The organism is Succinivibrio dextrinosolvens DSM 3072 (assembly GCF_900167015.1).
In the GTDB taxonomy this organism is placed as follows: Bacteria; Pseudomonadota; Gammaproteobacteria; order Enterobacterales; family Succinivibrionaceae; genus Succinivibrio; species Succinivibrio dextrinosolvens.
This window is the reverse complement of record NZ_FUXX01000002.1, coordinates 1-26635: the sequence shown is the minus strand read 5'-3', so window position 1 is coordinate 26635 and position 26635 is coordinate 1. Positions and strand designations below refer to the sequence as shown.

The window sequence follows — 26635 nt, the reverse complement described above, 5'->3', positions numbered from 1 at the left end:
ATCCTTATAGTCTGTCTGTCAGGACTTCCTGATTTGATTTCTTAATAAACTCCATTACATCCTTTGCTCTTGGAATAGAAGGAGTTGCACCCTTAACCTGAACAGCAAGAGCAGATGCGGCAGTAGCGGCCTTGAGTGCCAGAGCACGATTCATATCTGTTGCAATATTGCAGATTAGGTAGCCTAGGAAGGTATCACCTGCTGCAGTTGTATCCACAGCGTTTACCTTGAATGCTCTGCATGAAATAGGCTCTGCACCTACTTCCTTTAGAATAGAACCTCTTGATCCTAAAGTCAGAACAAATGAGGTCTTAGGGAACTTGGAACACAGCTTATCTAAAAGCTCATATGGGTCGGAGTCCTCAGAAACTCCTGCCATAGCAGCGCCTTCAATTTCATTTACAATCAGATAGGCACACTTCTCTAAAGGCAGCTTTAACAGTTCATCTGTAAAAGGAGATACGTTGAAGCAGACCTTCAGTCCCTTTGCAGAGGCCTTCTCAATCATGTATCTGATATTGCTGGTTTCGTTCTGAAGAACCATGAAATCTCCAGCGTCAAATTTTGCCAGAGTTGCATCAATATCGGCTTCCGTGATTGTCTGATTAGCACCGCCATAAAGAATGATACAGTTCTGTCCTTTTGAATCAACCTGAATAATGGTATGTCCTGAAGGGCAGTCTCTCAGAGCAATGTTTGAGAAATCGATTTTATCTTCGGATAAAACCTGAGTAAGGATCTTAGAATCATCCTTACCTACTGCACCGGCATGATAAACATCGCCACCAGCACGTGATAAAGCAACTGACTGATTTAATCCCTTTCCACCGGCAAAGATGTTTCTGCTTGTTGATGATAGGGTTTCACCTGCTTTAACAAAGTGAGGCACATCATAAACATAATCGATATTTAATGAGCCGTAATTTAAAATTTTAGCCATTTCCGTCACCTTAATTATTTTTCTGGAGGTTTATCCGTTGCTTATTATTCTAACGGCTGATGCTCATTCTATCCGTTATCATACTCTCATCTCTGAACAAATTGATTGAATCCGGTCATCTGTTGTGAGCGATAACACAAGAAAAGTCTGCTATTTTTTTCAAAAATCCGATTATCCTTCTCAATAATCGAAAATTAACTTGAATATCAAGTATAATACTCAAACTTAAATAATTATAAAAATATCATAATCACAGTAAAGCTATATGTTTCATGCTTAGTGCATTAGTTACTGTTTTTTTTACGTTATCCGGTTTTAACAGGACAGTATATTTCTGATTACTGTCGTTACCACTCATAAAAAATGAGGTTTAGAATGAGCTTTAAAAACCTTTTGGAAAACTTCGGTGAAACACCAATTGATCGTGTTGAGGCAGCAATCAGCGCTCTAAAGCGTGGCCGCGGTGTTTTGGTTGTAGATAACGAGGACAGAGAAAACGAAGGCGATCTTATCTACGCAGCAGAAACCGTAACCGATGCTCAGATGGCATTCATGATTCGTGAATGTTCAGGTATCGTATGTGTCTGCATCGAGGAAGAGCAGGCAAAGAGAATGAATCTGCCAATGATGGTAAAGAACAACACCTCTGTATACGGTACAGCTTTCACCATTTCAGTTGATGCTGCTCATGGTGTTACTACAGGTGTTAGTGCTCCTGACCGTGTAAAAGCAATCAAGGCAGTTATCAATCCAGAAGGAAAGCCAGAGGATCTTGCAAGCCCAGGTCACATGTTCCCTCTAGTTGCAAAGAAGGGCGGTGTACTTGAGCGTGATGGTCACACTGAAGCTTCAGTAGATTTAGCAAGACTTGCAGGCTTAGCTCCAGCGGGTATCCTTTGTGAGCTATGCGCTCCTGATGGACTGATGGCTAAGCTTCCTAGAGTAACCCAGTTTGCTTTAGAGCATGATCTGACCTGTCTATCAATTGAAGATCTGATTGCCTACCGTAAAGCAAAGAACATTTAATATAAAGAGGCGTCGACATTCAGTCTGACGCCCTTTTTGTATGTGGGAGTGGCAGATATGAGAGCTACAGATAATCTCAAACTTGGTTGCACCTGCTATGGAAATCCAGACGCACAGCCTATTGCTGTCACTCCCGGATGGGCTACTGATTCAAATTTTCTCTTACCTTTCAAAGAATTATTCAAAGATTACTATCTAATTCTTATAGATATGCCTGGCTATGGCAAATCAAAGTCTCTGGCTAAATTCGCAACAGATCTCAGACACGGAGCAAATCTTCTTTTAAATACTGTTCCGGATAATACCATCATGATTTCATGGTCACTTAGTACTCTTGCAGCAGCCAGAGCATGTGCCACTGATGACTCCGGAAAGATTAAGAAGCTAATAACTGTATGCGGAACGCCAAGATTCCCCGCTGATCCATACTGGCCGGGATTTGACTACAAATATGTTCTCAAGTGTCTTAATCTGTTTGATGAAGGAAAGAATGTCAGAAATATCAAACTGTTCTTTAAGCTTCAGACTCAGAGTCATCTTCTGAGCAAAGAACAGAGTCAGTTCCTTATGGACTGCTATGAGCAGATGGGAGATATAGACACGGAAGTGCTCAAGAGCGGTCTTATGAACATGGCTCATACAGATTACAGGGAAGCAATGCTGACACTGAAAATACCTTGCCTTCACATCTTTGGAGGAAAAGATAGACTTGTCAAACCAGAACTGTCCAAAAAACTTAATATTCCTCCTTATCACAGATGCTGTGTCCTTGAGAATTCTGCCCATACACCGTTTCTTACAGAACCGGATCTGTTAGGCAGAACAATTCGCAATTTCATAGAAAAAAACTAATTAACTGAATATCTTATTTTTTTTCTTCTAAATTTCTGGTTAAAAAAATCCGATAACATATGTAAGCGGGTAATTTAATTAATTTTTGGAAGAAAAATGGACGTAGCAACCAGTACCATCTCAAATCTTGGAATAGCAAATATTCCACATGCGGCTCAGGAAGCCCGCAGAGATAGTATTGCCCGTGAATCCATTCCTCAGATTAATCACATCGCAAAAAGTTTGAATACCCAGGCTAATACTCAGGGAAATGCCCAGCTTGCTCCTGCCAATGCAAATCTGTATGTTCAGGCTGAAACCATAATCAAAACCGGTCAGGAAAAGAAAGGTATCAGCAAAAAACAGAGTAAAGGTAAAGTTCAGAAGGAAGCACAGAGCGGTAATACTGCGACAACAGAAAAAGCTGCATCATCAACATCAACCTTATCAGGAAATACTCTAAATCAGAATGTATCTGAAGCATCAGGTATTAAGGCTGCATTAGGCGGTTCATTCGGAAGTACCGGTGCGTCCTACTCCAAGGAAGCAGATACAAAGAGAGAAAAGGGCGAAGGATTCTCATCCAAGGTGATTGCTGATACCTATAACAGTATCATTCCAGATAATTCAAAAGGTCAGCAGCTGGATATAGAAGGTTAATACTAGAAGATTTCATAAGAGTTGTGGTTCGAATTGGTCGAACCACTTTTTTTTGAGATTCTTAGTGAACCAGAGTCTTAAGATATTCCTGCTCGATTTTCTTCTGATCTTCTTCAGAGATTTCTTCAATCTGAACATCTTCATTGTCATCTGATGCCAGAGAATTCTCAACGATCGGCATATCTTCAAACCAGTCTGGCTTGGTATAGGAAATCTTATTTACAAACCAGGTCTTCTTACCAAGAGGAGTCTGAACTACTGCCTCATCATCTACGCTTTTGCCAAGAAGAGCCTTAGCCATAGGAGCATCAACAGAGATACAGTTGGAGCGACCAAAGATTTCGTCTGAGCCTACAATATGTATCTGCATAAGGGTATCGCCCTCTTCAGATTCAATTTCCACATAGGCACCAAAGAAAACTCTGCCTTCCTGCTGCTTATTGTACTCAATAACCTGCAGATCATTCAGACAGTGACGCAGATAGCGGATTCTTCTGTCAATCTGACCTAAAAGTCTCTTGTTGTAATGATAGTCAGCATTTTCAGAACGATCACCTAAGCTTGCAGCCCAGCTAACCTTCTGAGTAATTTCAGGACGCTTTACTTCCCAAAGATAATCTAATTCCTTGTGAAGCTGTTCAAAACCTTCTCTAGTAATAAATGGCTTGCCCATATTGAACCTCAAAAAAAAGACCCGGCGCATTTACCGGGTCGTCTTTCAGTTTAAAACCAAAAGTTAAATTATAGCTGTGGACCAGCCTTTACTAACTCTGGGTTTAACTTAGCAAACTTGCCGAAGTTCTTGATGAAACGCTCAGCTAAGTCCTTAGCCTTAACATCCCAATCAGCAGCATTTGCATAGGTATCACGTGGATCTAAGATCTTAGGATCAACACCTGGTAAAGCTGTTGGAACCTTGAATGAGAACATTGGGATGGTCTTGGTCTCAGCCTTATCGATTGAACCGTCTAGGATTGCATCGATAATACCACGGGTATCCTTAATTGAGATACGCTTGCCGGTACCGTTCCAGCCAGTATTTACTAAGTAAGCCTTAGCGCCTGACTTCTTCATACGCTCAACAAGAACTTCTGCGTACTTGGTTGGAGGTAATGATAGGAATGCAGCACCGAAGCATGATGAGAAGGTTGGGGTTGGCTCAGTAATACCACGCTCGGTACCTGCTAACTTAGCAGTGAAGCCTGATAGGAAGTAGTACTGGGTCTGGCCTTCGTCTAGGATTGATACTGGAGGTAATACACCGAATGCGTCAGCTGATAAGAAGATTACGCGCTTAGCAGCAGGGCCCTTTGAAATTGGCTTAACGATGTTGGTGATGTGGTTGATTGGGTAAGAAACACGAGTGTTCTCGGTTACTGACTTGTCAGCGAAGTCAATCTTACCGTTAGCATCAACAGTTACGTTCTCTAATAGAGCGTTACGCTTGATTGCGTTCCAGATGTCTGGCTCGTTTTCCTTAGATAAGTTGATAACCTTAGCATAGCAACCACCTTCGAAGTTGAATACGCCATCATCATCCCAACCGTGCTCGTCGTCACCGATTAGTAGACGCTTTGGATCGGTTGATAGAGTGGTCTTACCAGTGCCTGATAGACCGAAGAAAATAGCGGTATTTTCGTGGTTCATGTCAGTGTTTGCTGAGCAGTGCATTGCAGCAATACCCTTTAGAGGTAGGTAGTAGTTCATCATTGAGAACATACCCTTCTTCATCTCACCACCGTACCAGGTGTTAAGAATTAACTGCATACGCTCTGTTAGGTTGAATACAACAGCAGTCTCTGAATTTAGACCTAGCTCCTTGTAGTTCTCAACCTTAGCCTTTGAAGCGTTTAGAACAACGAAGTCTGGCTTGAAGTTCTTTAACTCTTCTGCGGTTGGACGGATGAACATGTTGGTTACGAAGTGAGCCTGCCATGCAACCTCAACAACGAAACGGATTGCCATACGGGTGTTAGCATTAGCACCGCAGAAACCGTCAACAACGTATAGTTTCTTGTTTGATAGCTCTTTACCAGCTAGAGCCTTTAAAGCATTCCATGACTCAGTTGATAGTGGCTTGTTGTCGTTCTTGAACTCATCAGTGGTCCACCAGAAGTTAGCCTCTGATGAAGCATCCTTAACGATGAACTTGTCTTTTGGTGAACGACCAGTGTAAACGCCAGTCATAACGTTAACAGCGTTTAACTCTGTATCCTGACCCTTATCAAAACCAGTTAAACCAGCTTTGGTTTCTTCAGCATATAGGGTTTCGTATGAAGGGTTGTGTACGATTTCGGTAGCAGAACTGATACCGTATTTAGCTAAATTAAGCTCGTCGAATAAGCTCATTTTTTTCTCCAAGTGTTATCTGAGAATAACTCAGGTTTTTGATAGGTTACAAATACGATTTTAGCAGTAAAAAGAAAACTTGTGCATATTTTTTATTAATTATTCGATCATTAATTATCATTTTTGAAAAAAATTTTATTTTTCAATACTGAAAAACATTGTCATAACCTCTATCTATGTTAAATGATATAATGCACAGGTTCGCTGATTCTATGTGGCATAAATGCCCTTAAGGCATTGGCTGAACCTACCACGCCACAAGGTGGTTGCGCTTCTTTATAAAGGTTAATAAAGAAGGTAAAAGACTTTGTATTAATACAAAATACAGCATTGCGCCAATTGATCACTTTTGGCCATTTTTTTAGCTTATTTTTTTTATTTATAGGTTTTTATGAGCAAAATCAGCGTTAGTGAGAAAGCACAGGAATACTTTCTGAACATTATCAGCAAGCAGAAAATGGAAGGCCTTGCAATTCGTCTTACTGCAACTAATGTAGGAACCCCTGGTGTTCAGTGCGGTATTCTGTACTGCCCAAAAGAGTACATCACCTCTAATGATGAACACTTCCAGATGAAAGGTTTTGAAATTGTTATTGACAGTTCTGTTTCAGAATACCTGGACGGTTCTGTTATCGATTTAACCAAAAACGAGGAAGATGGTGAAGATCTTCTGACCTTCCATGCTCCTAACCTAAACAAGCAGGATCTACCTCCTGATGCAACTCTGTTTGATAGACTGAAGAGATTTATCGATGTTACCGTAAGTCCATCACTGGCATCTCACGGAGGCGCAGTATCTCTTGTTGATGTTACCGAAGACGGTATTGTTAAGGTAAAGTTTACCGGTGGCTGTCTAGGATGCTCAATGGTAGGCATTACCCTGAAGGAAGGCATTCAGACCCAGCTGAATCAGGCTTTCCCAGGTCAGATTAAGGATGTTGTTGACGTAACCGAACACGAGGTTACCGACGAGACTTTCGGTTAAATACAGGTTCTATCTTCAAATAACGATTTGAAGTTTTTAACTTTTTTATCAAAGCGGCTAGATGCCGCTTTTTTGTTTATATTAAATGCTAAGTTAAATCTAATCTCGATCACGTATTCTTTGAACGACTTTTAAAAGCCATTTATAAGAGAGTTATTTAAGATTAAAGATAGGAGATTTTTTTGTGAGCTCAATCATATCTTTACCTTTGGTTTATTTTGTATTAGGATCTGCGTCCAACGCACTGTTCCTGTTTGGTCTAACAAACGAGAACTCACGCAACAATATTTTTAAAATGATTTTTGCAGTGATAGGAATTGCCTTCTATATATGGGCAGTTAAAAACTAGGGAAGTTAATGACAAAATATAACGTCGTAAAAATTCTGAAGGGTGAAATAATGTACCTTGGAAATGGTGATGACTGGATGAGCTCACCTGCAGGTGCAAAGGAATTCTGTGAGGAGACTGCACAGAAAATCGCGTTTAACTACAACCGTCATTTCTGTGATTTAGGCGGTGAACATTATAACTACATTCGAGTTAAGGCATCTTAACTCATTCTCTTAATGAAGCTATCTGACGATAGCTTTATTCAATACTATTCCACTATTTATTAAGACAATTCAGACAGTTGCTTACCAGGAAAAATAATCTGGATTTAATAGTTTCAGAGAAAAGAAAATAAGGTGTGCAGACATAAATAATGCCTCTGATGAGGCATTAATTATTCTGATTTTAGAGAACGTCCAAGTAAAGACATGGCTGCATCCAGTCCTGATTTGCCATTGTATATGATTTCATATACCTCATGACAGATTGGCATCTGAACACCAGTCTTATCACACAGATTGCGAACAACCTTACTCATTGTATAGCCTTCGACAACCTGACCAATCTTATCTAGTGCAGCCTGACAGCTTAACCCCTGACCTAAGAAGAAGCCGAATCTTCTGTTTCTGGACTGGTTATCAGTACAGGTTAGAATAAGATCACCCAAACCAGACAATCCCATAAAAGATTTCTCGGTTGCCCCATAGGCAAGACCAAGTCTTGTCATCTCGGCAAGACCTCTTGATATCAGAGCTGTTCTGGCATTGGCACCAAAACCAAGTCCATCTGAAAGACCAGCGCCAATAGCAATAACGTTCTTGATAGCACCGCCAAGCTGCATTCCCAGAAGATCAGAATTCTCATAGATTCTGAATGTCTTGGTATGCATAAGCTCAATAAAATCTTTTATAAAATCACTGTTGGTACCGGCAACTGCAATTGCGGTTGGTAAACCTTTTGCAAGTTCAACAGCAAAGGTTGGACCTGAAAGAGCAGCCATAGGAACATCTGATCCCAGAACATCAGTAGCAACCTCGCTTAAAAGCTTACCAGTGTTCAGATCCATTCCCTTTGTAGCCCAGGCAATTCTGTGATTTGGAGTAATATACTGTTTTATCTTGGTTAACACATCAGCAAATGTATGAGATGGAACAACCACAAGTATATCTCTGCAGTTTGACATAACCTCTTCTAATGATGAGGTAACGGTCAGCGTTTCTTCAAATCTGATGCCAGGAAGATATTTAGAATTTTCTCTTGAGGTCTGAAGAAGTTTTGCGGTCTCAGGGTTTCTGCACCACAGCATCACAGGCAGTCCCTTTGATGCTGTAGACTGTGCAAGTGCGGTTCCATAGGAACCTGCACCTATAACACCTAAAACGCTTTTAAAACTACCCATAGTTAAGCTTGAGGAGCCTGTTCTGAATCAGCACCATTAGCTACGTCTGACTTTGCAGCAGCTTCCTGCTGACGTGAACGGTACATAGCCTCAAAGTTAATTGGACGTAGAGTTAGTGGAGGGAAGGTTGCCTTGTTTACCAGTGTAGAAATATGCTCACGAGCATATGGGAACAGGATATTTGGAGCAACACCGCTTAGAAGATAATCTAAGGTAGCCTCGTCAACATTCTTGATCAGGAATAAACCTGCCTGATGAACTTCACAGATAAAAGCAACATCTTCACCAATCTTGCAGGTAGCTGTTACTCTTAAATCAACCTCGTAGGTTTCGTCATTCAGTTTAAGAGGCTTAGCTTCAAAATCAATCTTAATCTCTGGCTTCCACTCTTTTGAGAAGATCTGAGGAATATTAGGAGTCTCTAAAGAGCAGTCCTTTGAATATAGACGCAGAATATCAAAAGCTGGCTGATTCTGCTGTGAAGTAGCGTTATCTGACATTTTTATTTCCTTATGAATTAGTTATTAGTTTTTAGTTGATAATGGAAGGTTGTCCATTGCCCACTGAGCAATACCACCCTCTAATGAATAAACCTTGGTATATCCCTGCTTCTTTAATGAAACAGCTGCATTGAAACAGTCTGAATCCATCTTGTCTTTTCCAACAAGAATTACAGGCTTGTCCTTATAGCTTTCAATACGGTTTAATTTACCCTGTTTGATGTCAACAAGCACAATGTTAACTGCGCCTGCGATGTGACCTTTTGTAAACAGACTTGCAGGTCTTACATCAACATAAACACCGTTCTCATGATTAATCATCGCAGTTGCAACATTTGAATTTAACTTCTTGATGTTTGCAAGCATGATGCGAACCTGAGTATAGATTAATCCTGCCAAAACAGCGATAAATACAAAAACCATCAAGGTGTGACGCTCGGCGAAAGCTAAAAGTTCCTGAAAATCAACAGATGAGAAAAAATCTCCCACAACAACACCTCTTTTTTTGGTTAATAAAAAAATTTAATTCCCGATTTTACCATATTTAAACGGACGCAAAAAACACCTTAATCACATTTAGAACCGCTGACAATCAGGTCGTTTACTCTTTTAAACACATTTGTTTTTTTATTATGCGAAAAAACATCTATGCATCATATTAATTACATAATTTAACTTACTAATTATTAAGACTTTTCTTTAATTTTTGCGCTTAATTTTCAATTAATGAGAATATTTATATAAAAGACGTTAAAAATTCACTAAAACACGCTAAAATAGCATAAGTTTTATAACCTGTCGTGTTTGGCTGTTCCAGCAGAACATGATTATTTTTAAAAAGAGAAGTAAAGTATGGCAAACAAGAAACCACTTGCCCTGATTATCATGGATGGTTGGGGAGATAATCCAGTTAAAGAGTTTAACGCAGTTGAAGCAGGTAAGACTCCAGTTCTAGACAGCCTGGTTGCTAACTATGCAAATACTGACATTCAGGCTTCAGGTATCGATGTAGGTCTACCTGACGGTCAGATGGGTAACTCTGAAGTTGGTCATACCAACATCGGTGCAGGTCGTATCGTTTATCAGGAATTAACCAGAATCGGTAAGGCTATTGCTGATGGTGATTTTTTTGAGAACAAGACACTTTGCGAAGCAGTTGATGCAGCAGTTAAGGCTGACAAAGCTGTTCACATCATGGGTCTGATGTCACCAGGTGGTGTTCACTCTCATCAGGACCACATTGTTGCTATGATCAAGTTAGCAGCAAAGCGTGGCGCCAAGAAGATCTACTTCCACGCATTCACTGACGGACGTGACGTTGCTCCACGTTCAGCTTTAGAGTACGTAAAGGTTATCGAGAATACATTCAAGGAAGTTGGTGTAGGTAAGGTTGCAACAATCGTTGGCCGTTACTATGCAATGGATAGAGACAACCGCTGGGATCGTGTACAGCAGGCATATGATCTGCTAACCCAGGGCAAGAGCGAGTTCGGTGCTTTCGATTCAGCTGAAGCTGCAATTCAGGCTGCTTATGATCGTGACGAGAACGATGAGTTCATCAAAGCATCAGTAATCGGCGACAAGGCTCCTCTAACCGACGGCGATTCACTGATTTTCATGAACTTCCGTGCAGACCGCGCTCGTCAGATTACCCGTTCATTTGTTAACGCTGACTTCGACGGTTTCAAGCGTGAAGTTACTCCTAAACTGGCAAGCTTCGTAATGCTTACCCAGTACGCAGCAGACATCAAGACTGCATGTGCATTCCCACCAGCAGATTTAACCAACACCTTAGGCGAGTGGCTATCTAAGAAGGGTATGACTCAGCTACGTATTTCTGAGACTGAGAAGTATGCACACGTAACCTTCTTCTTCAATGGTGGTGTTGAGACTGTATTCCCAGGCGAAGACAGAATTCTGATCCAGAGCCCTAAGGTTGCTACTTATGACTTACAGCCAGAGATGAGCTCAAAGGAACTAACCGACAAGCTATGTGCAGCTATCGAGTCTGGCAAGTACGACATGATCATCTGTAACTACCCTAACGGTGATATGGTTGGTCACACTGGCGTATTCGAGGCTGCTGTTAAGGCAGTTGAGGCTGTTGACAGCTGCATCGGTCGTGTTATCGAGTCATTAAAGAAGGTTGGCGGTGAGTGCTTAATCACTGCAGACCACGGTAACTGTGAGAGAATGAAAGATCTTGAGAAGAACATTCCTTACACAGCTCATACCAATCTGCCAGTTCCATTCATTTACTACGGCAGAAAGGCAACCATGCGTAAGGACGGCAGACTATCTGACATCGCACCTACCATGCTATATCTGAAGGGAATGGAAATTCCAGCAGAGATGACCGGTAAGTCAATCGTTAAACTAGAAGAAGAATAATCCAAGGTTATTCTGAGAATTATGGGCTTGTGCCCTAACCCTAGTAAGCTGTACTTACTGGGGTTTTATTTATCCTGAATAAATTTCCTTACTATCAGGCTAGAAAGTGTATCTGGCACCAACAGAAAAAACACTCCTGTCGCTCCTCTTTGAGTAATTCGTTGCGCCAAAAGCAGACTCGTGATCAGAGCCAGCATTGAATCCGGCCTCAGACCAGATACTGAAATTTGGATTAAGCTTGTACTTTACAAGCAGAGGTATTCTCCTAATAGTATTGGTTTCTGCATTCTCATCTTCAAACCTTACACTTTCAAATCCAGTAAGGACAGATATACCGCTATTAAAGGCATAACCGCAGGATATCTCAAAGCCTTTAATCTTCAGATAGTCACCAGCTTTAAAGTTAATCCTGCTGTATTCGAATAAAGCAGCAGTGTAAAAGCCTGAGTTTAAATTACCCCAGGATAAGCCTAATGCCAAATGTTTAAAGTTTGTGAAAGCTCTTTTATGAATATCACTGCCGGTCTGCCCTTTAAGATAACTGTACCCTGAACGCACTGACAGAGGAACGGCCCCGACATCATCAAAGGTATAACCTAAAGCGGTACTGAAGCCAGAGTCTATATCCCAGCTGTCTTTATACCTGCCGCCCAGATTATGAAACTTGTTCTTTAGAACAGCTACATGTTCCTGCGCTGTCTGTATTCCTAACTGACCATGGAAACCATAGTTGTCATAGGTATACATAATCTGTCCTGGTCTGCGAGAATGATTGAAGTGCCCCTGTACAGTACCTGAAGCCTGTTCATAATTATCTGTTACGCTTTCAGCATAATATGAAGCATCTCTGAATTTTCCGGCAGACAGGACTCCGACCCCGTTAAAATCTGCCCCGACATACTGCTCACGCGCTTTTGGGCCAGAACTATTGTCTCTACTGTTCATATCCCACTGAGCAAAGGCAAAAGCAGATATCCATTTGTTAACTCGGACTTTTCCTCTTAAACCAAAGCGGGATGAATTATGTAAGGATGAGTCATGATCACCAGCCAAATTGTAGTTGTTGCTATAGAATACAGACTGAACACGGCCATTGATACCTAGAGAAGCTCCATGACTGTTATAGACAGTTGCAGCCTCTACAGATAAACAGACAGTGCCAGTAATCAAGGCCAATAGGGAGTGTTTTAGAACAGTCCTTCCCATAATAATCTGCTCCACCGAAATGTATAAGCTGATTATCACTTACAGTTACCCAAAATATAGTTGGCAGATCCTTGTCTGTAAAGGAAAGAGAAACAACAGATGGCTTTCCTTTTTACAGGAAAACCATAAGAATAAATAGCTAGAAAAGGTTCTTCTTTTTAAGGTCGTAAAAGCCCCAGAGAATACCAATCACAACACCGCAAAGGTGACACAGATTAGCAATTCCGCTGAAAAGGAAACCTAAAAGAATAAAGACGATACTTACGGTTAAGAGTCCTCTTGGGATCATGAAAGATTCAGGGAGATCCTCTCTTTTAGACAGTACGCCACAGTATCCTATAATTCCGTAAACAACTCCTGACAGTCCACCAAAATATCCATAATTATCAGTCATAAAACAGTACTGAAGGACATTTGAAAGCAGGGCAATACTGATTATCAGAGAGAAAAGTTTGCTCTTACCAAAAGTTTTCTCTATCGGACGTCCTAACGCCTCAAACATCACCAGATTAAAGGCAATGTGCATAAAGCCAAAATGAACGAAGGCTGGAGTCAAAAGACGGTAATAATCAGTAATAGAACTGAATACTTCCTGTCTGGACAGAGCAAAGGTCTGAATTACCCAGTCCTCGTTAAACAGAGAAACTGCGTACAGAGCAATACAGATAAGCTCAACTATGGTAGTCAGAGAGGTAATGTCAAAAGACATTGGAAGGTACAGAGAAGATTTAATCTCCTTTACATTTCTGACAGTTTTACCCTTCTCCCATGAGGCTTTGGTAAATGAACTGTCAAAAGGAGAGCCAGCGAATCTTAAAACCTCTCTCTTAGCCCTGGCCATATCAAGTTCGTTGGTTACAAACACACCATAATGACCAGAGTAGCTTTCCTTGAGTTTAGCTTTGATACCAATGGAATTTAAATGGTCTACAAAGCCTAAAGCCTTCTCCCTTGGAAGAAGGCAGACTTCATAGGTAAAATCGTCAACTATTTCGAATTCAGCCATTTCAGGTACTCAGCTACACCCTGGGCAACAGTCTTGAACTCAATATCACAGCCAGCATTACGCAACTTGGTTAAATCAGCCTGAGTAAAGCTCTGATAGTGTCCCTTCAGATGCTCTGGGAAAGGAATGAATTCAACTTCACCGTGACCATGGTGCTTGATAACAGCCTTGGCAATATTCAGGAAAGGCTCAGCTCTGCCGGTACCGCAGTTATAGATTCCTGATGGACCTTTGTGCTCAAAGAACCACAGATTAACTTCAGCTACGTCACCAACATAAACGAAATCACGTAACTGACCGCCATTCTCATAACCGTCAATACCTTCAAACAGCTTTGGATTCTCACCAGCAAGCATCTGATTGTTCAGATGGAAGGCTACAGATGCCATTGAACCCTTGTGGCTTTCACGTGGACCGTATACGTTGAAGTAACGAAGACCAACAACCTGTGAGTTAATCTTTGGAAGTCTTGCTCTTACATATTCATCAAACAGGAACTTAGAATAGCCGTATACATTCAGAGGACCTTCATTGCTTCTGTCCTCAACAAAGACATTTCCGTCACCGTATGTTGATGCAGATGATGCAAAGAAGAAAGGAATTCTATGAGCAGTTGCAAACTCAAACAGGTTTACAGTGTACTCATAGTTATTCTTCATTATGTACTTGCCGTTCCACTCAGTGGTAGCAGAACATGCACCTTCATGGAAGATAGCCTGAATGTTCTTGCATCCGTATTTGGAATCAAATGCCTTCTCATCTAAAACCAACTTCATGAAGTCTTCTTTATCCATGTAGTCAGCAATATCAAGATCGGTAAGATTCATGAACTTATGGCCGTTTGTTAAGTTATCAACAACCAGAATATCCTTGATACCACGATCATTTAAATGTTTTACGATATTTGAGCCAATAAAGCCGCATCCACCAGTTACGATAATCATAATAATTCCTTAAAACTTAATAGATACAGACATTATAAAGCAACAAAGATAGAAAACACATTGTTCAATTTAATTAATAAAAGACAAACATAGCATGTACACACTGAAAAATCCTGATTTAAATGACAAACATAGGCTACAATAGAAAGGGAAGAGCGGAAACAGACTTTCTCTCCTTATACAATTTTTTTATTTTTGCCTGGACTTGCCCCAGCGTGAAAAAGGCCACCAGTTATAGGATATATATTGCTTAAGAAACATATAGTTAAGCAGTAAATAAAGCGAATTATGACTTTAAATACCCACAAAAAATATCTAATTATTTCACCTTCATGGCTTGGAGATCTGATTATGTCTCAGAGCCTATATAAAGTTCTAAAACAGCAGGATCCTGAGTGTACCATTGATATCTATGCTCCGGCCTACACTATGCCTATACTGGACAGAATGCCAGAGCTGTCAGACAAGTTTATAAATCCATTTGAACATGGAGCATTCAATCTCAAACAGAGATATGCTGAAGGTAAAAAGTTCCGTGATACTCACTACGATTCAGTTTTTATCCTTCCAAACTCGCTTAAGTCTGCCTTCGTAGGTTTCTTTGCCAAGATTCCTGACAGACGAGGATTTAAGGGAGAATCAAGATATATTCTTATCAACAACATGCGTTGCAACAAGCATGATTTTCCACTGATGGTTCAGCGTTATGTTGCACTAGCCTTTGATAAAAATACAGTAAAGACAGCAAAAGATTTACCTGCATTTGACTATCCTAAGCTGGAAACACGTGCCCTTGATGAGAAAAGAGCGGCAGAGCTTGGCCTTGATTTTTCAAAGAAGAACCTGATTTTAGGCTGCGGTGCCAACTACGGACCATCAAAGCTATGGCCTGTTGAATATTTTGCTGAAATATCAATGTGGTGGATCAGAAAAGGTGGCAGAGTAATCGGTATTGGCTCTAAAAAAGACATCCCTACTGTAGCTAAGATCTATGAGAATCTGTCAGAAGAGACTAAGCCATTCTTTACAGATATAGCAGGAAAAACCAACCTTACAGAGGCACTTGATATCGTTGGAAGCTCAACTGCTGCAGTATGTAACGACTCAGGTCTGATGCACACTGTTGCGGCTGCAGATATTCCACAGGTATGTATTTTCGGTTCAACTTCAACAAATTACACCCCTCCACTGTCTGACAAGGCTATTTGTGTGGAGTCAGATGAACCATGCCATCCTTGCTTTAAGAGAACATGTAAGTTTGAAACTTACGCCTGCCTGAAGAAGCTTACCCCTCAGATGGTGATAGATAAGCTCGAACAGCTGGTTTCAATTTAAAAACAAATAGATAATGCTTTTATTAAAACACTAAGATACTGCTTGTATGAAATTAACATCTAGATTTGCCCTTTATCTGTATAAATTTGTTACTCTGCTGATAGCACCTCTGGGAGCAGCATTTCTGGCATATAAAAAGCGAAGAGATCCCCCTTATGGCAGAAGAATTTTCGAACTGCTCGGTTATTACAGGGAAACAGAGAAAAGCTGTATCTGGTTTCATGGTGCTTCTGTTGGAGAGATTAACGCACTCAAGCCATTCATTGTCGAGTTCAGAAGAAATCATCCAAACGACAGAATTGTAATTACAACCATGACAACAACTGGTGCAAAGGCAGCATCTTCACTTGAAAACGTACTGGTTAAGTTTTCTCCTTTGGACAGTCCTCTGGCAGTGTCACGATTCTTTAAGCATTTTAATCCTGAGGCTCTGATTATTATCGATACTGAGCTCTGGCCAAACATGCTGGATACGGCTGCAAAAAGGAAATGTCCGGTTATGATTATCAATGCCAGAATGCAGGAAAAGAACTGTCAGAAATATCTTAAATTCCCAAATATCATAAGAGATCTTATCGGTTCAAAGCTAAGCAAGGTAATGTGTATCTCCTATGCAGACAAGGGCAGATTTGAAAAAATCGGCGTTCCTTCAGCAAATACAGTTGTTACAGGAAACATCAAATATGACCTAAAACCAAGAGAGAAAATGTTTGATGATTCCAAGAAGATTAAGCGTCAGATCTTAAGTAACAATGTGTTCGGTGCTATCAGTATCCATGATGGCGAGGAAGAAGCCATTGTTAATGCTTACATTGAAGCTAAAAAGAAACTACCTGATCTTAAGATGGTTTTTGTACCAAGACACCAGACTGTTACCGACAGTGTCTGCTCCTATCTTCAGGAAAAAAATATTTCCTTCTCACTTAAGAGCGAGCTTAAGAGTATTACCCTGTTCAAAGCAGACGTAATGGTCGGTGATACCATGGGAGAGATTGAAACCTACTTTGGGCTTTGCGATCTTGTCTTCATGGGAGGAAGCTTTGTTGATATCGGCGGACATAATCCTTTAGAGCCAGCCTATTTCAGCCTGCCTCTTCTAACAGGACCGATTTACAGAAACTTTGAGGAACAGTTCGAAAAGCTTTTAGACACAGGTGGATGTTTTGTTGCTGAGGATGAAGAGAAACTTGCAGCTTACATAGTTAAACTATTGAGCGACAAAGTTCTTCTTCAGAATACAGGTGTAATGGCCCTGGATGTACAGCAGCAGGGCAAAGGAGCATTGAACAGAACTATTGAACAGCTTGATCTGATGCTGTTCAAGAATTAAGAAGCGATGGATTTAAGCCACTCGATATATTCTCTGGCTCTCTGACCAATCACGTCGGCGGTTACAATCTCGGTATCATTGATGCCATAAGTAATGAAACTGCCGATATAATCAACACGACACATCTCAAAAGCATGCAGGATATTGCAAAGATAATCCTCAACCTTTCGATGATGTCTTCCTGATGCTGTATAAGCAGCCTCTTCACTTCCGCAGGAAATGCACATTCCTATCTTCTTGTTCTCAAGATGATAAGCCTCTTTAAAGGCCCAGTTTGAGGTTAATACCTTATCAAACCATTCTTTCATCTTTGGAGGGCAGTTAAACCAGTATAAAGGGAACTGAAGAACTATAGTGCCGTTATTCTCAAGAACACAGTGTTCCTTTGAGGCATCAATAAAGCCTGTAGGATAAACACTCTGAATATTATGGATAAGAATATCATCCGGATACTTTCGCATTTCATCACAAAATCTTCGGTTAACATTCGACTGACTGTAGTTTGGATGATCTACGATAACGACGGTTTTCTTGTCCATATAGTGCCCCATATTCGGAAAAAAGAATATACAACACCATATTACTGTACAAGTTTAATTTTTTAGAGCTTCTCTTTTTAAAAGTTCAAAGTCGCTCTCATTAAAATTCACTTTTTTTTCTGAATTTCTTGCTAATTCTTTTCTAAAGGAACGCAGAAGACGATTTATCATTTCTTCCTTATCGGAAGATGTCAGCTCTACAAGGAAGCACTTATCAAAATCTATGACACAGACGCTTCCGTCCTGACCTAAAAGAATATTGCGTATATTCAGGTCAGTATGCTTAATATTATTGTCAAAAAATCTTCTTATGGTCTGTCCTATCGAAATGAACTCCTCAGAGCTTAAATGTCTCTGGGCTATTACATAGGATAAATCGGTATACCCGTTCAGTCTTTCAATTACTATATCCTGAATAATACCAAACCCGCTTTTTATCTCTCTTGCAATTACAGGTTTTGGAACAGGAAGACTCATCTCGAGCATACTGTTTAAAAGAGTAAATTCATCATAGGCACGATGAGAATGAGGCTCAAAGAAAAAGAAGCAATCAGAGACAAGCTTTCCGAACAGACCGCCTCTTTTGTAATGTCTTAATACCAGATCTCTGCCGTCTTTCTTAAATAAAAGAGTCTGACCGCGTCCGCCTCTTGAAGTTACCCCTTCAGAACGTTCTATTGAGTCACGATCAAAAAAGCTCTCATAAAAAGAGAAGTCCTGATCAAAAGGTAGACTTTCATTGATAAAGAACCTTGTCTTTCCAAAATTTATGACTCTTATATTTTCCATCGACTTTTGTTCCAGAAATCACTGTAGTATGAATCTCAAAATACTATTTTCTTTGCAAGAATACAACTTTCGTTGTGGTTTCTCGATATATGCCTTGGAGAAAATGATGATACAATGAGGCAAAAGCGAGGAACAGCGTGACACATTCAGATAACAATTCAGTATGTATTCTAAGACTTACAGCCTTAGGTGACTGCATTAATGCGTTTGGCATCGTCAATGCCATTCATGAAGACTATCCAGAAGTTAAACTTAAATGGATTATCGACTCAAGATTTTCATCTCTTTTCGTAAGTGACGGAGAACCTATCGTTCCACTGGCTCCTGTTGAAATCAAGAAACAGGGGCTCTTAAAGTCTGTCATGGCTCTAAGAAAAGAAATGAAGAACGAAAGGTACGATGCGCTGCTTAACATGCAGACTTCAATAAAGGCCTCACTGCTGTCTACAGCTGTTAAAGCCATCAACAGATTCGGATATGACTCAGAAAGAAGCCGAGAGGGACAGAGTATTTTCATCAACCGCAGAATAGATAAGCCAGAATCTCCTCATGTTCTTTCAGGCTTTATCTCATTTGCAAGATCTTCCGGTTTTGAAGGTATACAGCCTAAATGGAACTATCATCTGACAGAGGATGAAATCACTACCGCTAAAGCTCTTATTCCTCAGGATAAGAAAATTCTGGTCATAGCCCCAGCATCCGCCAAGGCTGAAAAGAACTGGACAGCTGATGGCTACACTAAGATAGGGCAGTATGCCTTAGAAAAAGGGTTCCATGTGGTGATAGTAGGAGGCAAGGGCAGTCTTGAAACAGAGCTTTGCAACAGTATTGCAGATAAGCTTAAGGACAACTGTACCAACCTATGTGGAAAAACCTCTCTGAGAATTCTTGCCGCAGTAATATCTTTGGCCTCAGTTGTAATATCACCAGACAGTGCAAGCATGCATCTAGCGTCATCGCTTAATATTCCAGTTATCGGTCTGTTTGCAATTCACAATCCAGACAGAGTTGGAGCATGGAACTTTAGGAAGTATGAAGTCAGTGTATATGAACAGATGGCTGCAGCTGAACTTGGAGATAAAGTAGCAGGCTGGAGATACAGGGTTAAAAACAAGGATGCAATGAAATCCATTGATATCCATAAGGTGATTGAGTCATTTGACAGAATCTGCAGTGACTATTCGCTGAACTAGAGAATAGAATTTAACATAATATTAATAGGGCAGAACGCCATTTAATCACAATGAGAGATTAAGCTATGAGTAATTTGGCTGTATTTCCTGGAACTTTTGATCCTTTAACCAAGGGACATCTTGATATCATAAAACGCGCATCTTCTTTATTTGATAAGGTAATTGTTGCCGTAGCCAAGAGTCCTTCAAAGCATACCTTCCTAACCCTTGAAGAAAGGATCTGTTCTGCCAAGGAGGCCTTATCAGATATGAAGAATGTTGAAGTTGAAGGATTTAAAGGTTTACTTATTGATTATCTGAAAGAAAAGCAGTGCAATGTTCTGGTACGCGGACTTAGAAATGCAACTGACTACGATTATGAAGCCCAGCTTACTGGCATGTACAGAGCCTATATACCAGAGCTTGAAATTGTATTCCTTCAGACAGCATCGGAATTCTCATTCATTTCATCAACTCTGGTAAGAGAAATCTTCATCCATGGCGGAGATATAAGCAAGCTTGTACCAGAGCCTGTCTTCACTCTGATTTCTTCTCAGAAGAAATAGATTCTATTTCTGGCAGTGCGGGCAGTAGAAAGTTGAACGCTGTCCCTGCACTGTACTTACAATCTTGGTACCGCAGATTCTGCATGGTTCACCCTCATGACCATAAACATACAGGTTCTGTACAAAATACCCAAGCTTACCGTCGGCTCCAGAGAAATCTCTGATAGTTGTACCGCCTTTCTTAATTGATTCTTTTAAAAGTAATGGAATCTGTTCAACCAGTGAATCACACTGCTTCTGGGTTATCTTGTTAGATGGAGTAAGAGGACTGATTTTAGTCAGAAACAGTACTTCAGATGCATAGATATTACCGACACCAACAACAATAGAATTGTCCATCAGCGCTTGCTTGATGCTCTTTTTAAGTCTGTGAAGACGTGAATACAGATATTCAGATGTAAATTCCTCTGAAAAAGGCTCAGGACCTAAAGACTTTAAAGGTTCACACTGATAAGGATCCTGTGTTTTGTCAAAGTACAGAACCAGACCGAAGCGCCTGATATCGTTGTAGCGTATTGATACACCAGACTGAAGACTTATTTCAAAATGGTCATGTGTATCCATTGGAGTTTTCTGGTCAAGGACTCTGAGATGACCTGTCATACCAAGATGCAGTAACAGATAGCCATTAGTGGTTGTAATTAAAATATATTTGGCTCTTCTTTCTATTTTTAGAACTCTTGCCTTTTCCAGCTTTTTTAAATCAGGAGAAAAAGGTTTTCTTAAAGATTTATCATCAAAATAAATACTGGAAATGATGGCGTTTAAAAGAGGCTTTTCAATACCGCGTTTTGTAACTTCAACTTCTGGCAGTTCAGGCATAGGGCAGTACCAACTCAGGGATATTCGACCAAACAGGTAGAATTAAATACTATTAATAAAATATTTTATTAATAGTAATAATCCAAATGTAACGTTAACTATCAACTTGTAGTTAAATGAATTTCTTGGATTATAACAAAAACAGTTAACCTAGATATGAAAATGATTATCTAAAAGGGAGATTGAAATAAGAGAGGATTTGAATGGTGCTGGCAGTAGGTCTCGAACCCACGACCCCCTGTTTACAAAACAGGTGCTCTACCAACTGAGCTATGCCAGCATCACTACGGGGAGAGATTATACAGATATTTGAATATATTGACAACACCTAAATTAAATTAATTTTAATATGTTTAGTCAATTAAACAAATATCTGTATTTAAACATTTTTTTACTGATTCTGAACTTTTTTCTCCAGCTTTGACATAACAATAGGAGACATTACACCAAGTACACATAAAATAATCAGTATCCAGCATAATGGAGTTGAGAACAGAATTGATGGATCACCATCATTAAGCATCAGTGATCTGCGAAGACCGCGTTCACCAATAGGGCCAAGAATCAGACCTAATACAATTGCAGCAGGGTTTAAGTCGAACTTTCTTGCAAGATATCCAAGAATACCGAACAGGAACATGATGCAAACCTCAACCAGATTGTTGTGGATGGCATAAGAACCAACTACGCACAGCACAAAGATTGAAGGGATCAGAATTGCATCTGACAGTTTTGCAATCTGTGCAAAGCCTTTACAGCCTAAAAGACCAATAGCCAGCATCATGAACTGAATAATTACGAATCCAGCAAAGAAGGTATAGGTCATGTTTGCATATGTTGTAAACAGCTCTGGGCCAGGCTGCAGTCCGTGAATAATCAGTCCGCCCATTAAAACAGCAGTCACAGACTCACCAGGAATACCTAAAGTCAGAGTAGGAATCAGAGAACCGCCGGTAACAGCATTATTGGCAGCCTCAGAACCAGCAACACCGTCTATAGAACCATTTCCAAACTCTTCCTTGTGCTTTGAGAAGTTTCTTGCTTCGTTATATCCCATGAAGCTTGCAATTGAAGCTCCGGCACCAGGAAGAATACCGATGATATTTCCAATCAGCCATGAACGGACAATGGTTGGACTCAGACGTTTAATCTCTGCAAATGAAAGACCTAATCTGTCATTGAGCTTTGCAGATTCTGCTCTTTCCTTAATTCTCTTCTCTGCAAGGATCAGAATCTGGGACATTGAGAACAGACCAATAAGAGCACAGGTAGTATCAATTCCGTTGTATAGGGTACTCATACCGAACATGAATCTTTCAACACCTTCCATTGGATCCATACCGATGGTAGAAATTAAAAGACCAATCACACCTGACATCAGACCTTTGATCATTGATTTTGAAGCAACACCGGCAATGATAGTCAGACCGAACAGAGACAGCCAGAAGTATTCAGGACTCTTGAACTGCAACGCAAGTGTAGCCAGCAGAGGTGAGAAGAAATAAAGAGAAATACAGCTTAGAAGTCCACCGCAGAATGAAGCAAAGCAGGCTACGGTCAAAGCTTTTGCAGCCTTACCTCTGATTGTCAGCTGATAACCTTCAATTGCGGTTGCAGCTGAAGCTGGGGTTCCTGGTGTATGAATCAGAATTGCCGAAATGGAACCGCCAAAAATAGCACCGCAGTATATACTTCCAAGAACAATCAGACCTGTAGATGGTGACATACCGAAGGTTACAGGTAACAGCAGGGCAACACCCATAGCTGCAGAAAGACCAGGCAGACATCCTATTGAAACACCGATGGCTGTTGCCAGAACCATCAGCAGTATGTTTAGAGGAGAAAGAGCTAGGATAAAGCCTTCTCCCATGAGAGCTAATGTATCCATATTCTTTTACTCAAAAACTATCCCCACAGGAAGAGGAACCTTCAGGAACATGGTGAAAACAAAGTAAATCACCAGACCCAATACAAAAACAGTCAGTACTGAATTTTTCAGAGGAACTTTCAGGAATGACATGATCAGAATCAGGTAAGCAATGCTTGTGATGTAAAAACCGATGTAGTAAACACCTAAAATATAAATCACACATGCAGCTAATACTGTAAAGAACTGACTTTTCAGAAATCCTTCAAATACAGAATGCAGGTCATTTTCCATTCCAGTCTTCTTAAGCTTGATAAGATTCAGAACTAAAAACAGAGTATTTAAAATAAACAGTCCACTTATCAGACATAGTGGATAAGTCTGAGCCTCAGGAGGTAGCTCCTGCAAGAATATATAAAAAAACAGGCAGATAGCGTAAACAAAAACTACAACGCCTACATCAGATTTTTTCACAATATATTTCCTAAGTTAAATGCCGGATAGAATCCGGCATTATTTGTTTGTATCTGTTTACTTGTAAAGGTTGGTTACGACATCTTTACAGAAGGTTTCCTGTTCAGAAATCAGATTTCCAAATGCCTTGTCATCCATGAAGTCAAGTTCAAGTCCTGCCTTCTTGTGAGCTTCAATCACAGCAGGGTCCTCTGCGGTCTTCTTGAATGCGTCAACATAGAAATCAACTACTTCCTTTGGAGTGCCCTTAGGTACAACGATTCCACGTGCAGAGCCGTACCACTTGTTATAGTAACCGCACTCACCAAGTGTAGGAACATTAGGAAGAGCCTCTAATCTGTTCTCAGAGAATACACCTAGAACACGTAATTCTGGGGTGTCACCCTTGATTAGCTGGGCTACGTCAGCAACCTTGGCACAGGTGAAATCAACTTCATTCTGTCTAAGAGCTAGTAACTGATCAGCAGTACCACCATAAGGAATTGCCTTGTACTTGAAGTCTGCGCTTGCAGCCAGAAGCTGAGCGGCAGTGTGGTTAGATGCCTTTACACCATTGGTTGATGCTCTGATGTTAGGATTCTTCTTAGCTGCGTCTACTAAATCCTTTAATGTCTTATAAGGGCTGTCTGCCTTAACAGCAACAACACCGGTTTCAGTCAGATGGTTACATACAGGGATAACATCTGAAGTCTTGAAAGGAGCATTAGGAAGAGTTGCCAGAGTTGTAAATGTTGGCAGGTTAATAAAGCCGATTGTCTGACCATCACCCTTTGCCTGTACAAGAGCGGTCCAGCCAATCTTACCGTCAGCACCTGGCATGTTGTTGATAATCAGTGTCTTACCGATATATTTCTCAGCCATTGAAGCTAATACACGAGCACCTGTATCAGTACCAGAACCTGCTTTATAGGCAACAATTACCTTTACATCACCGCTTGGTTCCCAAGCTGATGCGTTCAGAGCAGCTCCTATCAGAGTAGCCGCACACAGAAGCTTTGTTAGTTTTTTCATAAAATACCCCTTATGTTTGTTTAAAGTTGGATAATTCTTTGTCTAATCCTCAGTCAGATTCATCTCTATCTCTTGGGACTTTAACTCTCCTTTATGGAACAGCGGATCAAAGATGACACAGATATGTCTGTACTGCTCAAGTATTTCCAGCAGAATCATAAAGAAACGCATATCCTGTTCCGCATTAAGATGAGTATTACCGATATAGTTTGAATGGAAATTGGTTATCAGTTTTAAACACTGGTTCTTCTTTTCAATGTAATTCTGCTTCTCTTCTTTTCCGTTTCTGAAGAACGCGTTTACAGCAAGATTTACTGCACTTGAACATTCAGAGGAAATACGTCCAAGCTCATTTCTGATTTCTGGAATAAATGAAGCCGAATAGTTGCTGTTAGCCTTGTTAAGACGTTTAATCATACCGTTTATGATATGTGCACATTCACTAACATCAGCAGAAGCAATCAGACAGCGGTTCATACGTCTGCGCTGTTTTTTCGAATCAAAATTGACTCCGGCAAGATATTCACTTATCTTTCCAGCAATATCTCTGATTCTGTTCTTCATATCATTGCTGCTGACACCTTCCTGAGGCTTATATGCAATACTGTTTCCAAGATTAGAGAACATCTGCTGCAGAAAATCGCCCAGGCTCAGAACTTCTCTTACAGCGTTTCCCAGTGCCAGGTTAGGGTCAATATATGCGGCAACATCAAGATGCTCCGGTGTATTTGGATCGTATTCAACCTTACGTTCAGGTATTAGCGCATAGAGAAGCTTTGACATTAGTCCAACGCAAGGGAGCATGAAAATACATATTACGGCATTGAATACCACATGGAACCAGATTACAAATTCAGATAAAGGGAAAGATGTTTCCTTCTCGGCATTTTCTATTGGAGTCAGAAGACAAAGAGCAATAACACCGATAATAATCTTAAACAGAGTATTACCGTACATAACTCTTTTGGCACTTATACCCTGCTTTAAGGCACCAATGATTTCAAGAATGCAGGAGCCTATATTTGCTCCAATAACTACAGCCAGAGCTCCGCTTACCTCAATTGCTCCTGTTGTACATAAAAGAGAAGTCAGAAGCACAGCTGCAAGACTTGAAAAGCAGATTACAGCCAGAATCATGCCCAAGATAAGAGCAAAGGTAATCTCATCTGTCAGAGATTTAAGCAGAACAGCAGTCAGTTCAGCATGGGTTACAGTCTGTGTTGTCTGAACAATCAGCCTTAATGCAAGAAGGATTAATCCTAATCCGAGCATAATACCGCCACTCAGATGAAGTTTCACTCTGTCAGCAAAGCCAAGATATAGGAATATACCCAGAGTTAGCAGTATAGGGGAGACAATAGACAAATCACAGGTCAGAACACGAGCCATAATTGCGGTGCCCAGATCTGCGCCAAGCATAATGGCAAGAGCAATACCAAGTGACAATAGATTCTTTTTCAGAAATGATGATACCAGTAGTGAAGTAGCAGTACTGCTCTGAACAAGCATGGTTGTTCCTAAACCAATCAGAACAGCCTTGAATTTTGAATCAACCACGTTTCTTAAGACATTACCGATTGATGCACCACATGAACTTATCACTGTTTTCTTGGTCATGTAGACGCCAAATGCCAGAAGGGCGATCGCACTAAACAGATTCAACAGAAAATACATAAGCCAATCTTCACTCTTTCAATCCACCAAGTTCTATTCTAATTTGATTTATATGTAAATTTTCCCTTTTCTTGTCAAAAATAAAAGTTATCTCAAATTAATACTTAAACATTTGTATATCTTCACCAGACTGATTCATTAATTTACTCTAGTTTCCCACATGGAAATTTAAAACAAAACTAGATTCACTCTAGGTTTGATGCTCTTTAAAAACTTGTATTGATTTATTTTTGGGAAGAGGTGTAATTATAAGCAAAAAAAAGCTTATATATCTGATAGATACCGATGAAAAGGTGTGTTTAATATGTTATAATTTTATCTGCTAAAACAAAAAGTTAACATAAAAAAACACACCATGAATATGATACCTAAAAATACCTCTTCTAGCAATTTTACTGATACATTTTCTTCTCTTTTTTCTGTTCTTGGTCTCTGTAGTTTACTCAAAGTTGCAGGCTTTAGAAAAAGAGCTGGTTATGGTGCTTCTG

The 26635-nt window shown here is 40.2% G+C and carries 25 protein-coding genes, 1 tRNA gene and 1 pseudogene; 10 read left to right on the top strand and 17 right to left on the bottom strand.

Going from position 1 to position 26635, the window contains the following annotated elements:
* Nucleotides 1-4: 4 nt before the first annotated feature.
* Nucleotides 5-940, bottom strand: a complete 936-nt coding sequence (locus B5D46_RS00835) for a ribokinase (RefSeq protein ID WP_078927807.1) — start codon at nt 938-940, stop codon at nt 5-7.
* Between the two features lie 375 nt (nt 941-1315).
* Here B5D46_RS00835 and ribB point away from each other — a divergent pair, with 375 nt between their 5' ends.
* From ribB to B5D46_RS00820, 3 genes are all read left to right on the top strand, one after another.
* Nucleotides 1316-1966 carry a 3,4-dihydroxy-2-butanone-4-phosphate synthase gene (gene ribB / locus B5D46_RS00830; protein ID WP_078927806.1) on the top strand — a complete coding sequence of 217 codons (651 nt, stop codon included), beginning with the start codon at nt 1316-1318 and terminating at the stop codon, nt 1964-1966.
* A 57-nt stretch (nt 1967-2023) separates the two neighbouring features.
* On the top strand, nt 2024-2818 hold the full coding sequence (locus B5D46_RS00825; protein WP_078927805.1) for an alpha/beta fold hydrolase: 795 nt from the start codon (nt 2024-2026) through the stop codon (nt 2816-2818).
* 96 nt (nt 2819-2914) lie between these two features.
* Complete coding sequence (locus B5D46_RS00820; protein WP_078927804.1) at nt 2915-3457, top strand: hypothetical protein; 543 nt, start codon at nt 2915-2917, stop codon at nt 3455-3457.
* 199 nt (nt 3458-3656) lie between these two features.
* Here B5D46_RS00820 and greB read toward each other — a convergent pair.
* Nucleotides 3657-4130, bottom strand: a pseudogene (greB, locus tag B5D46_RS00815) (transcription elongation factor GreB); the annotation flags it as partial.
* Nucleotides 4131-4198: 68 nt separating this feature from the next.
* Nucleotides 4199-5806, bottom strand: coding sequence for a phosphoenolpyruvate carboxykinase (ATP) (pckA, locus tag B5D46_RS00810; protein WP_078927802.1), 1608 nt, complete (start codon nt 5804-5806; stop codon nt 4199-4201).
* Nucleotides 5807-6197: 391 nt separating this feature from the next.
* On the opposite strand from pckA, the gene B5D46_RS00805 reads away from it, so the two are divergent.
* Both B5D46_RS00805 and B5D46_RS00800 read left to right on the top strand, forming a co-directional pair.
* Nucleotides 6198-6791 (top strand): NifU family protein, encoded by a 594-nt coding sequence (locus B5D46_RS00805; RefSeq protein ID WP_078927801.1) that lies wholly within the window; start codon nt 6198-6200, stop codon nt 6789-6791.
* A gap of 357 nt (nt 6792-7148) precedes the next feature.
* A complete protein-coding gene (locus B5D46_RS00800; RefSeq protein WP_078927800.1) occupies nt 7149-7346 on the top strand; it encodes a hypothetical protein in 198 nt (65 codons plus the stop codon).
* A 170-nt stretch (nt 7347-7516) separates the two neighbouring features.
* Here the strand turns inward: B5D46_RS00800 and gpsA are convergent, their stop codons facing one another.
* From gpsA to B5D46_RS00785, 3 genes are read right to left on the bottom strand one after another with little or no spacing between them, the layout of a single operon-like run.
* The gene (gene gpsA, locus B5D46_RS00795) at nt 7517-8521 is read right to left on the bottom strand and encodes an NAD(P)H-dependent glycerol-3-phosphate dehydrogenase (protein WP_078927799.1); all 1005 of its coding nucleotides are present in this window, start codon (nt 8519-8521) and stop codon (nt 7517-7519) included.
* A gap of 2 nt (nt 8522-8523) precedes the next feature.
* The gene (gene secB / locus B5D46_RS00790; protein WP_031491945.1) at nt 8524-9021 is read right to left on the bottom strand and encodes a protein-export chaperone SecB; all 498 of its coding nucleotides are present in this window, start codon (nt 9019-9021) and stop codon (nt 8524-8526) included.
* 24 nt (nt 9022-9045) lie between these two features.
* On the bottom strand, nt 9046-9510 hold the full coding sequence (locus B5D46_RS00785; protein WP_031491946.1) for a rhodanese-like domain-containing protein: 465 nt from the start codon (nt 9508-9510) through the stop codon (nt 9046-9048).
* A gap of 363 nt (nt 9511-9873) precedes the next feature.
* On the opposite strand from B5D46_RS00785, the gene gpmM reads away from it, so the two are divergent.
* Complete coding sequence (gene gpmM, locus B5D46_RS00780; protein ID WP_031491947.1) at nt 9874-11412, top strand: 2,3-bisphosphoglycerate-independent phosphoglycerate mutase; 1539 nt, start codon at nt 9874-9876, stop codon at nt 11410-11412.
* Between the two features lie 99 nt (nt 11413-11511).
* On the opposite strand, the gene B5D46_RS00775 is transcribed toward gpmM, so the two are convergent.
* The 3 genes from B5D46_RS00775 to rfaD form a co-directional block, all read right to left on the bottom strand.
* Nucleotides 11512-12618 carry a porin gene (locus B5D46_RS00775; protein WP_078927798.1) on the bottom strand — a complete coding sequence of 369 codons (1107 nt, stop codon included), beginning with the start codon at nt 12616-12618 and terminating at the stop codon, nt 11512-11514.
* A 139-nt stretch (nt 12619-12757) separates the two neighbouring features.
* Nucleotides 12758-13624: a rhomboid family intramembrane serine protease gene (locus tag B5D46_RS00770; RefSeq protein ID WP_078927797.1), complete on the bottom strand. Its 867-nt coding sequence runs from the start codon at nt 13622-13624 to the stop codon at nt 12758-12760.
* Entirely contained in the window at nt 13606-14568 is a 963-nt protein-coding gene (gene rfaD / locus B5D46_RS00765; RefSeq protein WP_078927796.1) for an ADP-glyceromanno-heptose 6-epimerase, read from the bottom strand. Before rfaD ends, B5D46_RS00770 begins: the two co-directional genes overlap by 19 nt.
* Nucleotides 14569-14856: 288 nt before the next feature.
* Here rfaD and waaF point away from each other — a divergent pair, with 288 nt between their 5' ends.
* Nucleotides 14857-15903 (top strand): lipopolysaccharide heptosyltransferase II, encoded by a 1047-nt coding sequence (waaF, locus tag B5D46_RS00760; RefSeq protein WP_078927795.1) that lies wholly within the window; start codon nt 14857-14859, stop codon nt 15901-15903.
* Between the two features lie 46 nt (nt 15904-15949).
* Nucleotides 15950-17233: a 3-deoxy-D-manno-octulosonic acid transferase gene (locus B5D46_RS00755; RefSeq protein ID WP_078927794.1), complete on the top strand. Its 1284-nt coding sequence runs from the start codon at nt 15950-15952 to the stop codon at nt 17231-17233.
* Here the strand turns inward: B5D46_RS00755 and B5D46_RS00750 are convergent.
* Together B5D46_RS00750 and B5D46_RS00745 are read right to left on the bottom strand one after the other, a co-directional pair.
* Nucleotides 17230-17772, bottom strand: a complete 543-nt coding sequence (locus tag B5D46_RS00750) for an NAD(P)H-dependent oxidoreductase (protein WP_051639100.1) — start codon at nt 17770-17772, stop codon at nt 17230-17232. The two genes, B5D46_RS00755 and B5D46_RS00750, sit on opposite strands and share 4 nt — an antisense overlap.
* Before the next feature lie 54 nt (nt 17773-17826).
* Complete coding sequence (locus B5D46_RS00745; protein ID WP_078927792.1) at nt 17827-18561, bottom strand: 3-deoxy-D-manno-octulosonic acid kinase; 735 nt, start codon at nt 18559-18561, stop codon at nt 17827-17829.
* 137 nt (nt 18562-18698) lie between these two features.
* Here B5D46_RS00745 and B5D46_RS00740 point away from each other — a divergent pair, with 137 nt between their 5' ends.
* Both B5D46_RS00740 and coaD read left to right on the top strand, forming a co-directional pair.
* A complete protein-coding gene (locus B5D46_RS00740) occupies nt 18699-19754 on the top strand; it encodes a glycosyltransferase family 9 protein (RefSeq protein ID WP_078927791.1) in 1056 nt (351 codons plus the stop codon).
* Between the two features lie 65 nt (nt 19755-19819).
* On the top strand, nt 19820-20299 hold the full coding sequence (coaD, locus tag B5D46_RS00735) for a pantetheine-phosphate adenylyltransferase (protein ID WP_078927790.1): 480 nt from the start codon (nt 19820-19822) through the stop codon (nt 20297-20299).
* A gap of 3 nt (nt 20300-20302) precedes the next feature.
* Here coaD and mutM read toward each other — a convergent pair whose 3' ends face one another.
* The 6 genes from mutM to B5D46_RS00705 form a co-directional block, all read right to left on the bottom strand.
* Nucleotides 20303-21121, bottom strand: coding sequence for a bifunctional DNA-formamidopyrimidine glycosylase/DNA-(apurinic or apyrimidinic site) lyase (gene mutM / locus B5D46_RS00730; protein ID WP_078927789.1), 819 nt, complete (start codon nt 21119-21121; stop codon nt 20303-20305).
* A gap of 204 nt (nt 21122-21325) precedes the next feature.
* Nucleotides 21326-21401 (bottom strand) — tRNA-Thr (locus tag B5D46_RS00725).
* Between the two features lie 111 nt (nt 21402-21512).
* Nucleotides 21513-23009: a tripartite tricarboxylate transporter permease gene (locus tag B5D46_RS00720; protein WP_078927788.1), complete on the bottom strand. Its 1497-nt coding sequence runs from the start codon at nt 23007-23009 to the stop codon at nt 21513-21515.
* Nucleotides 23010-23015: 6 nt separating this feature from the next.
* On the bottom strand, nt 23016-23462 hold the full coding sequence (locus tag B5D46_RS00715) for a tripartite tricarboxylate transporter TctB family protein (protein ID WP_159442980.1): 447 nt from the start codon (nt 23460-23462) through the stop codon (nt 23016-23018).
* Between the two features lie 57 nt (nt 23463-23519).
* The gene (locus B5D46_RS00710; protein WP_078927786.1) at nt 23520-24473 is read right to left on the bottom strand and encodes a Bug family tripartite tricarboxylate transporter substrate binding protein; all 954 of its coding nucleotides are present in this window, start codon (nt 24471-24473) and stop codon (nt 23520-23522) included.
* A 42-nt stretch (nt 24474-24515) separates the two neighbouring features.
* Nucleotides 24516-26147, bottom strand: a complete 1632-nt coding sequence (locus B5D46_RS00705; protein ID WP_078927785.1) for a Na/Pi cotransporter family protein — start codon at nt 26145-26147, stop codon at nt 24516-24518.
* Nucleotides 26148-26635 lie beyond the last annotated feature (488 nt).

What these genes read in the sequence shown, in the direction of transcription:
- B5D46_RS00835 (WP_078927807.1), bottom strand. Translation starts at nt 940, where the DNA reads ATGGCTAAAATTTTAAATTACGGCTCATTAAATATCGATTATGTTTAT.
- ribB (WP_078927806.1), top strand. Translation starts at nt 1,316, where the DNA reads ATGAGCTTTAAAAACCTTTTGGAAAACTTCGGTGAAACACCAATTGAT.
- B5D46_RS00825 (WP_078927805.1), top strand. Translation starts at nt 2,024, where the DNA reads ATGAGAGCTACAGATAATCTCAAACTTGGTTGCACCTGCTATGGAAAT.
- B5D46_RS00820 (WP_078927804.1), top strand. Translation starts at nt 2,915, where the DNA reads ATGGACGTAGCAACCAGTACCATCTCAAATCTTGGAATAGCAAATATT.
- pckA (WP_078927802.1), bottom strand. Translation starts at nt 5,806, where the DNA reads ATGAGCTTATTCGACGAGCTTAATTTAGCTAAATACGGTATCAGTTCT.
- B5D46_RS00805 (WP_078927801.1), top strand. Translation starts at nt 6,198, where the DNA reads ATGAGCAAAATCAGCGTTAGTGAGAAAGCACAGGAATACTTTCTGAAC.
- B5D46_RS00800 (WP_078927800.1), top strand. Translation starts at nt 7,149, where the DNA reads ATGACAAAATATAACGTCGTAAAAATTCTGAAGGGTGAAATAATGTAC.
- gpsA (WP_078927799.1), bottom strand. Translation starts at nt 8,521, where the DNA reads ATGGGTAGTTTTAAAAGCGTTTTAGGTGTTATAGGTGCAGGTTCCTAT.
- secB (WP_031491945.1), bottom strand. Translation starts at nt 9,021, where the DNA reads ATGTCAGATAACGCTACTTCACAGCAGAATCAGCCAGCTTTTGATATT.
- gpmM (WP_031491947.1), top strand. Translation starts at nt 9,874, where the DNA reads ATGGCAAACAAGAAACCACTTGCCCTGATTATCATGGATGGTTGGGGA.
- B5D46_RS00775 (WP_078927798.1), bottom strand. Translation starts at nt 12,618, where the DNA reads ATGGGAAGGACTGTTCTAAAACACTCCCTATTGGCCTTGATTACTGGC.
- B5D46_RS00770 (WP_078927797.1), bottom strand. Translation starts at nt 13,624, where the DNA reads ATGGCTGAATTCGAAATAGTTGACGATTTTACCTATGAAGTCTGCCTT.
- rfaD (WP_078927796.1), bottom strand. Translation starts at nt 14,568, where the DNA reads ATGATTATCGTAACTGGTGGATGCGGCTTTATTGGCTCAAATATCGTA.
- waaF (WP_078927795.1), top strand. Translation starts at nt 14,857, where the DNA reads ATGACTTTAAATACCCACAAAAAATATCTAATTATTTCACCTTCATGG.
- B5D46_RS00755 (WP_078927794.1), top strand. Translation starts at nt 15,950, where the DNA reads ATGAAATTAACATCTAGATTTGCCCTTTATCTGTATAAATTTGTTACT.
- B5D46_RS00750 (WP_051639100.1), bottom strand. Translation starts at nt 17,772, where the DNA reads ATGGACAAGAAAACCGTCGTTATCGTAGATCATCCAAACTACAGTCAG.
- B5D46_RS00745 (WP_078927792.1), bottom strand. Translation starts at nt 18,561, where the DNA reads ATGGAAAATATAAGAGTCATAAATTTTGGAAAGACAAGGTTCTTTATC.
- coaD (WP_078927790.1), top strand. Translation starts at nt 19,820, where the DNA reads ATGAGTAATTTGGCTGTATTTCCTGGAACTTTTGATCCTTTAACCAAG.
- mutM (WP_078927789.1), bottom strand. Translation starts at nt 21,121, where the DNA reads ATGCCTGAACTGCCAGAAGTTGAAGTTACAAAACGCGGTATTGAAAAG.
- B5D46_RS00720 (WP_078927788.1), bottom strand. Translation starts at nt 23,009, where the DNA reads ATGGATACATTAGCTCTCATGGGAGAAGGCTTTATCCTAGCTCTTTCT.
- B5D46_RS00710 (WP_078927786.1), bottom strand. Translation starts at nt 24,473, where the DNA reads ATGAAAAAACTAACAAAGCTTCTGTGTGCGGCTACTCTGATAGGAGCT.
- B5D46_RS00705 (WP_078927785.1), bottom strand. Translation starts at nt 26,147, where the DNA reads ATGTATTTTCTGTTGAATCTGTTTAGTGCGATCGCCCTTCTGGCATTT.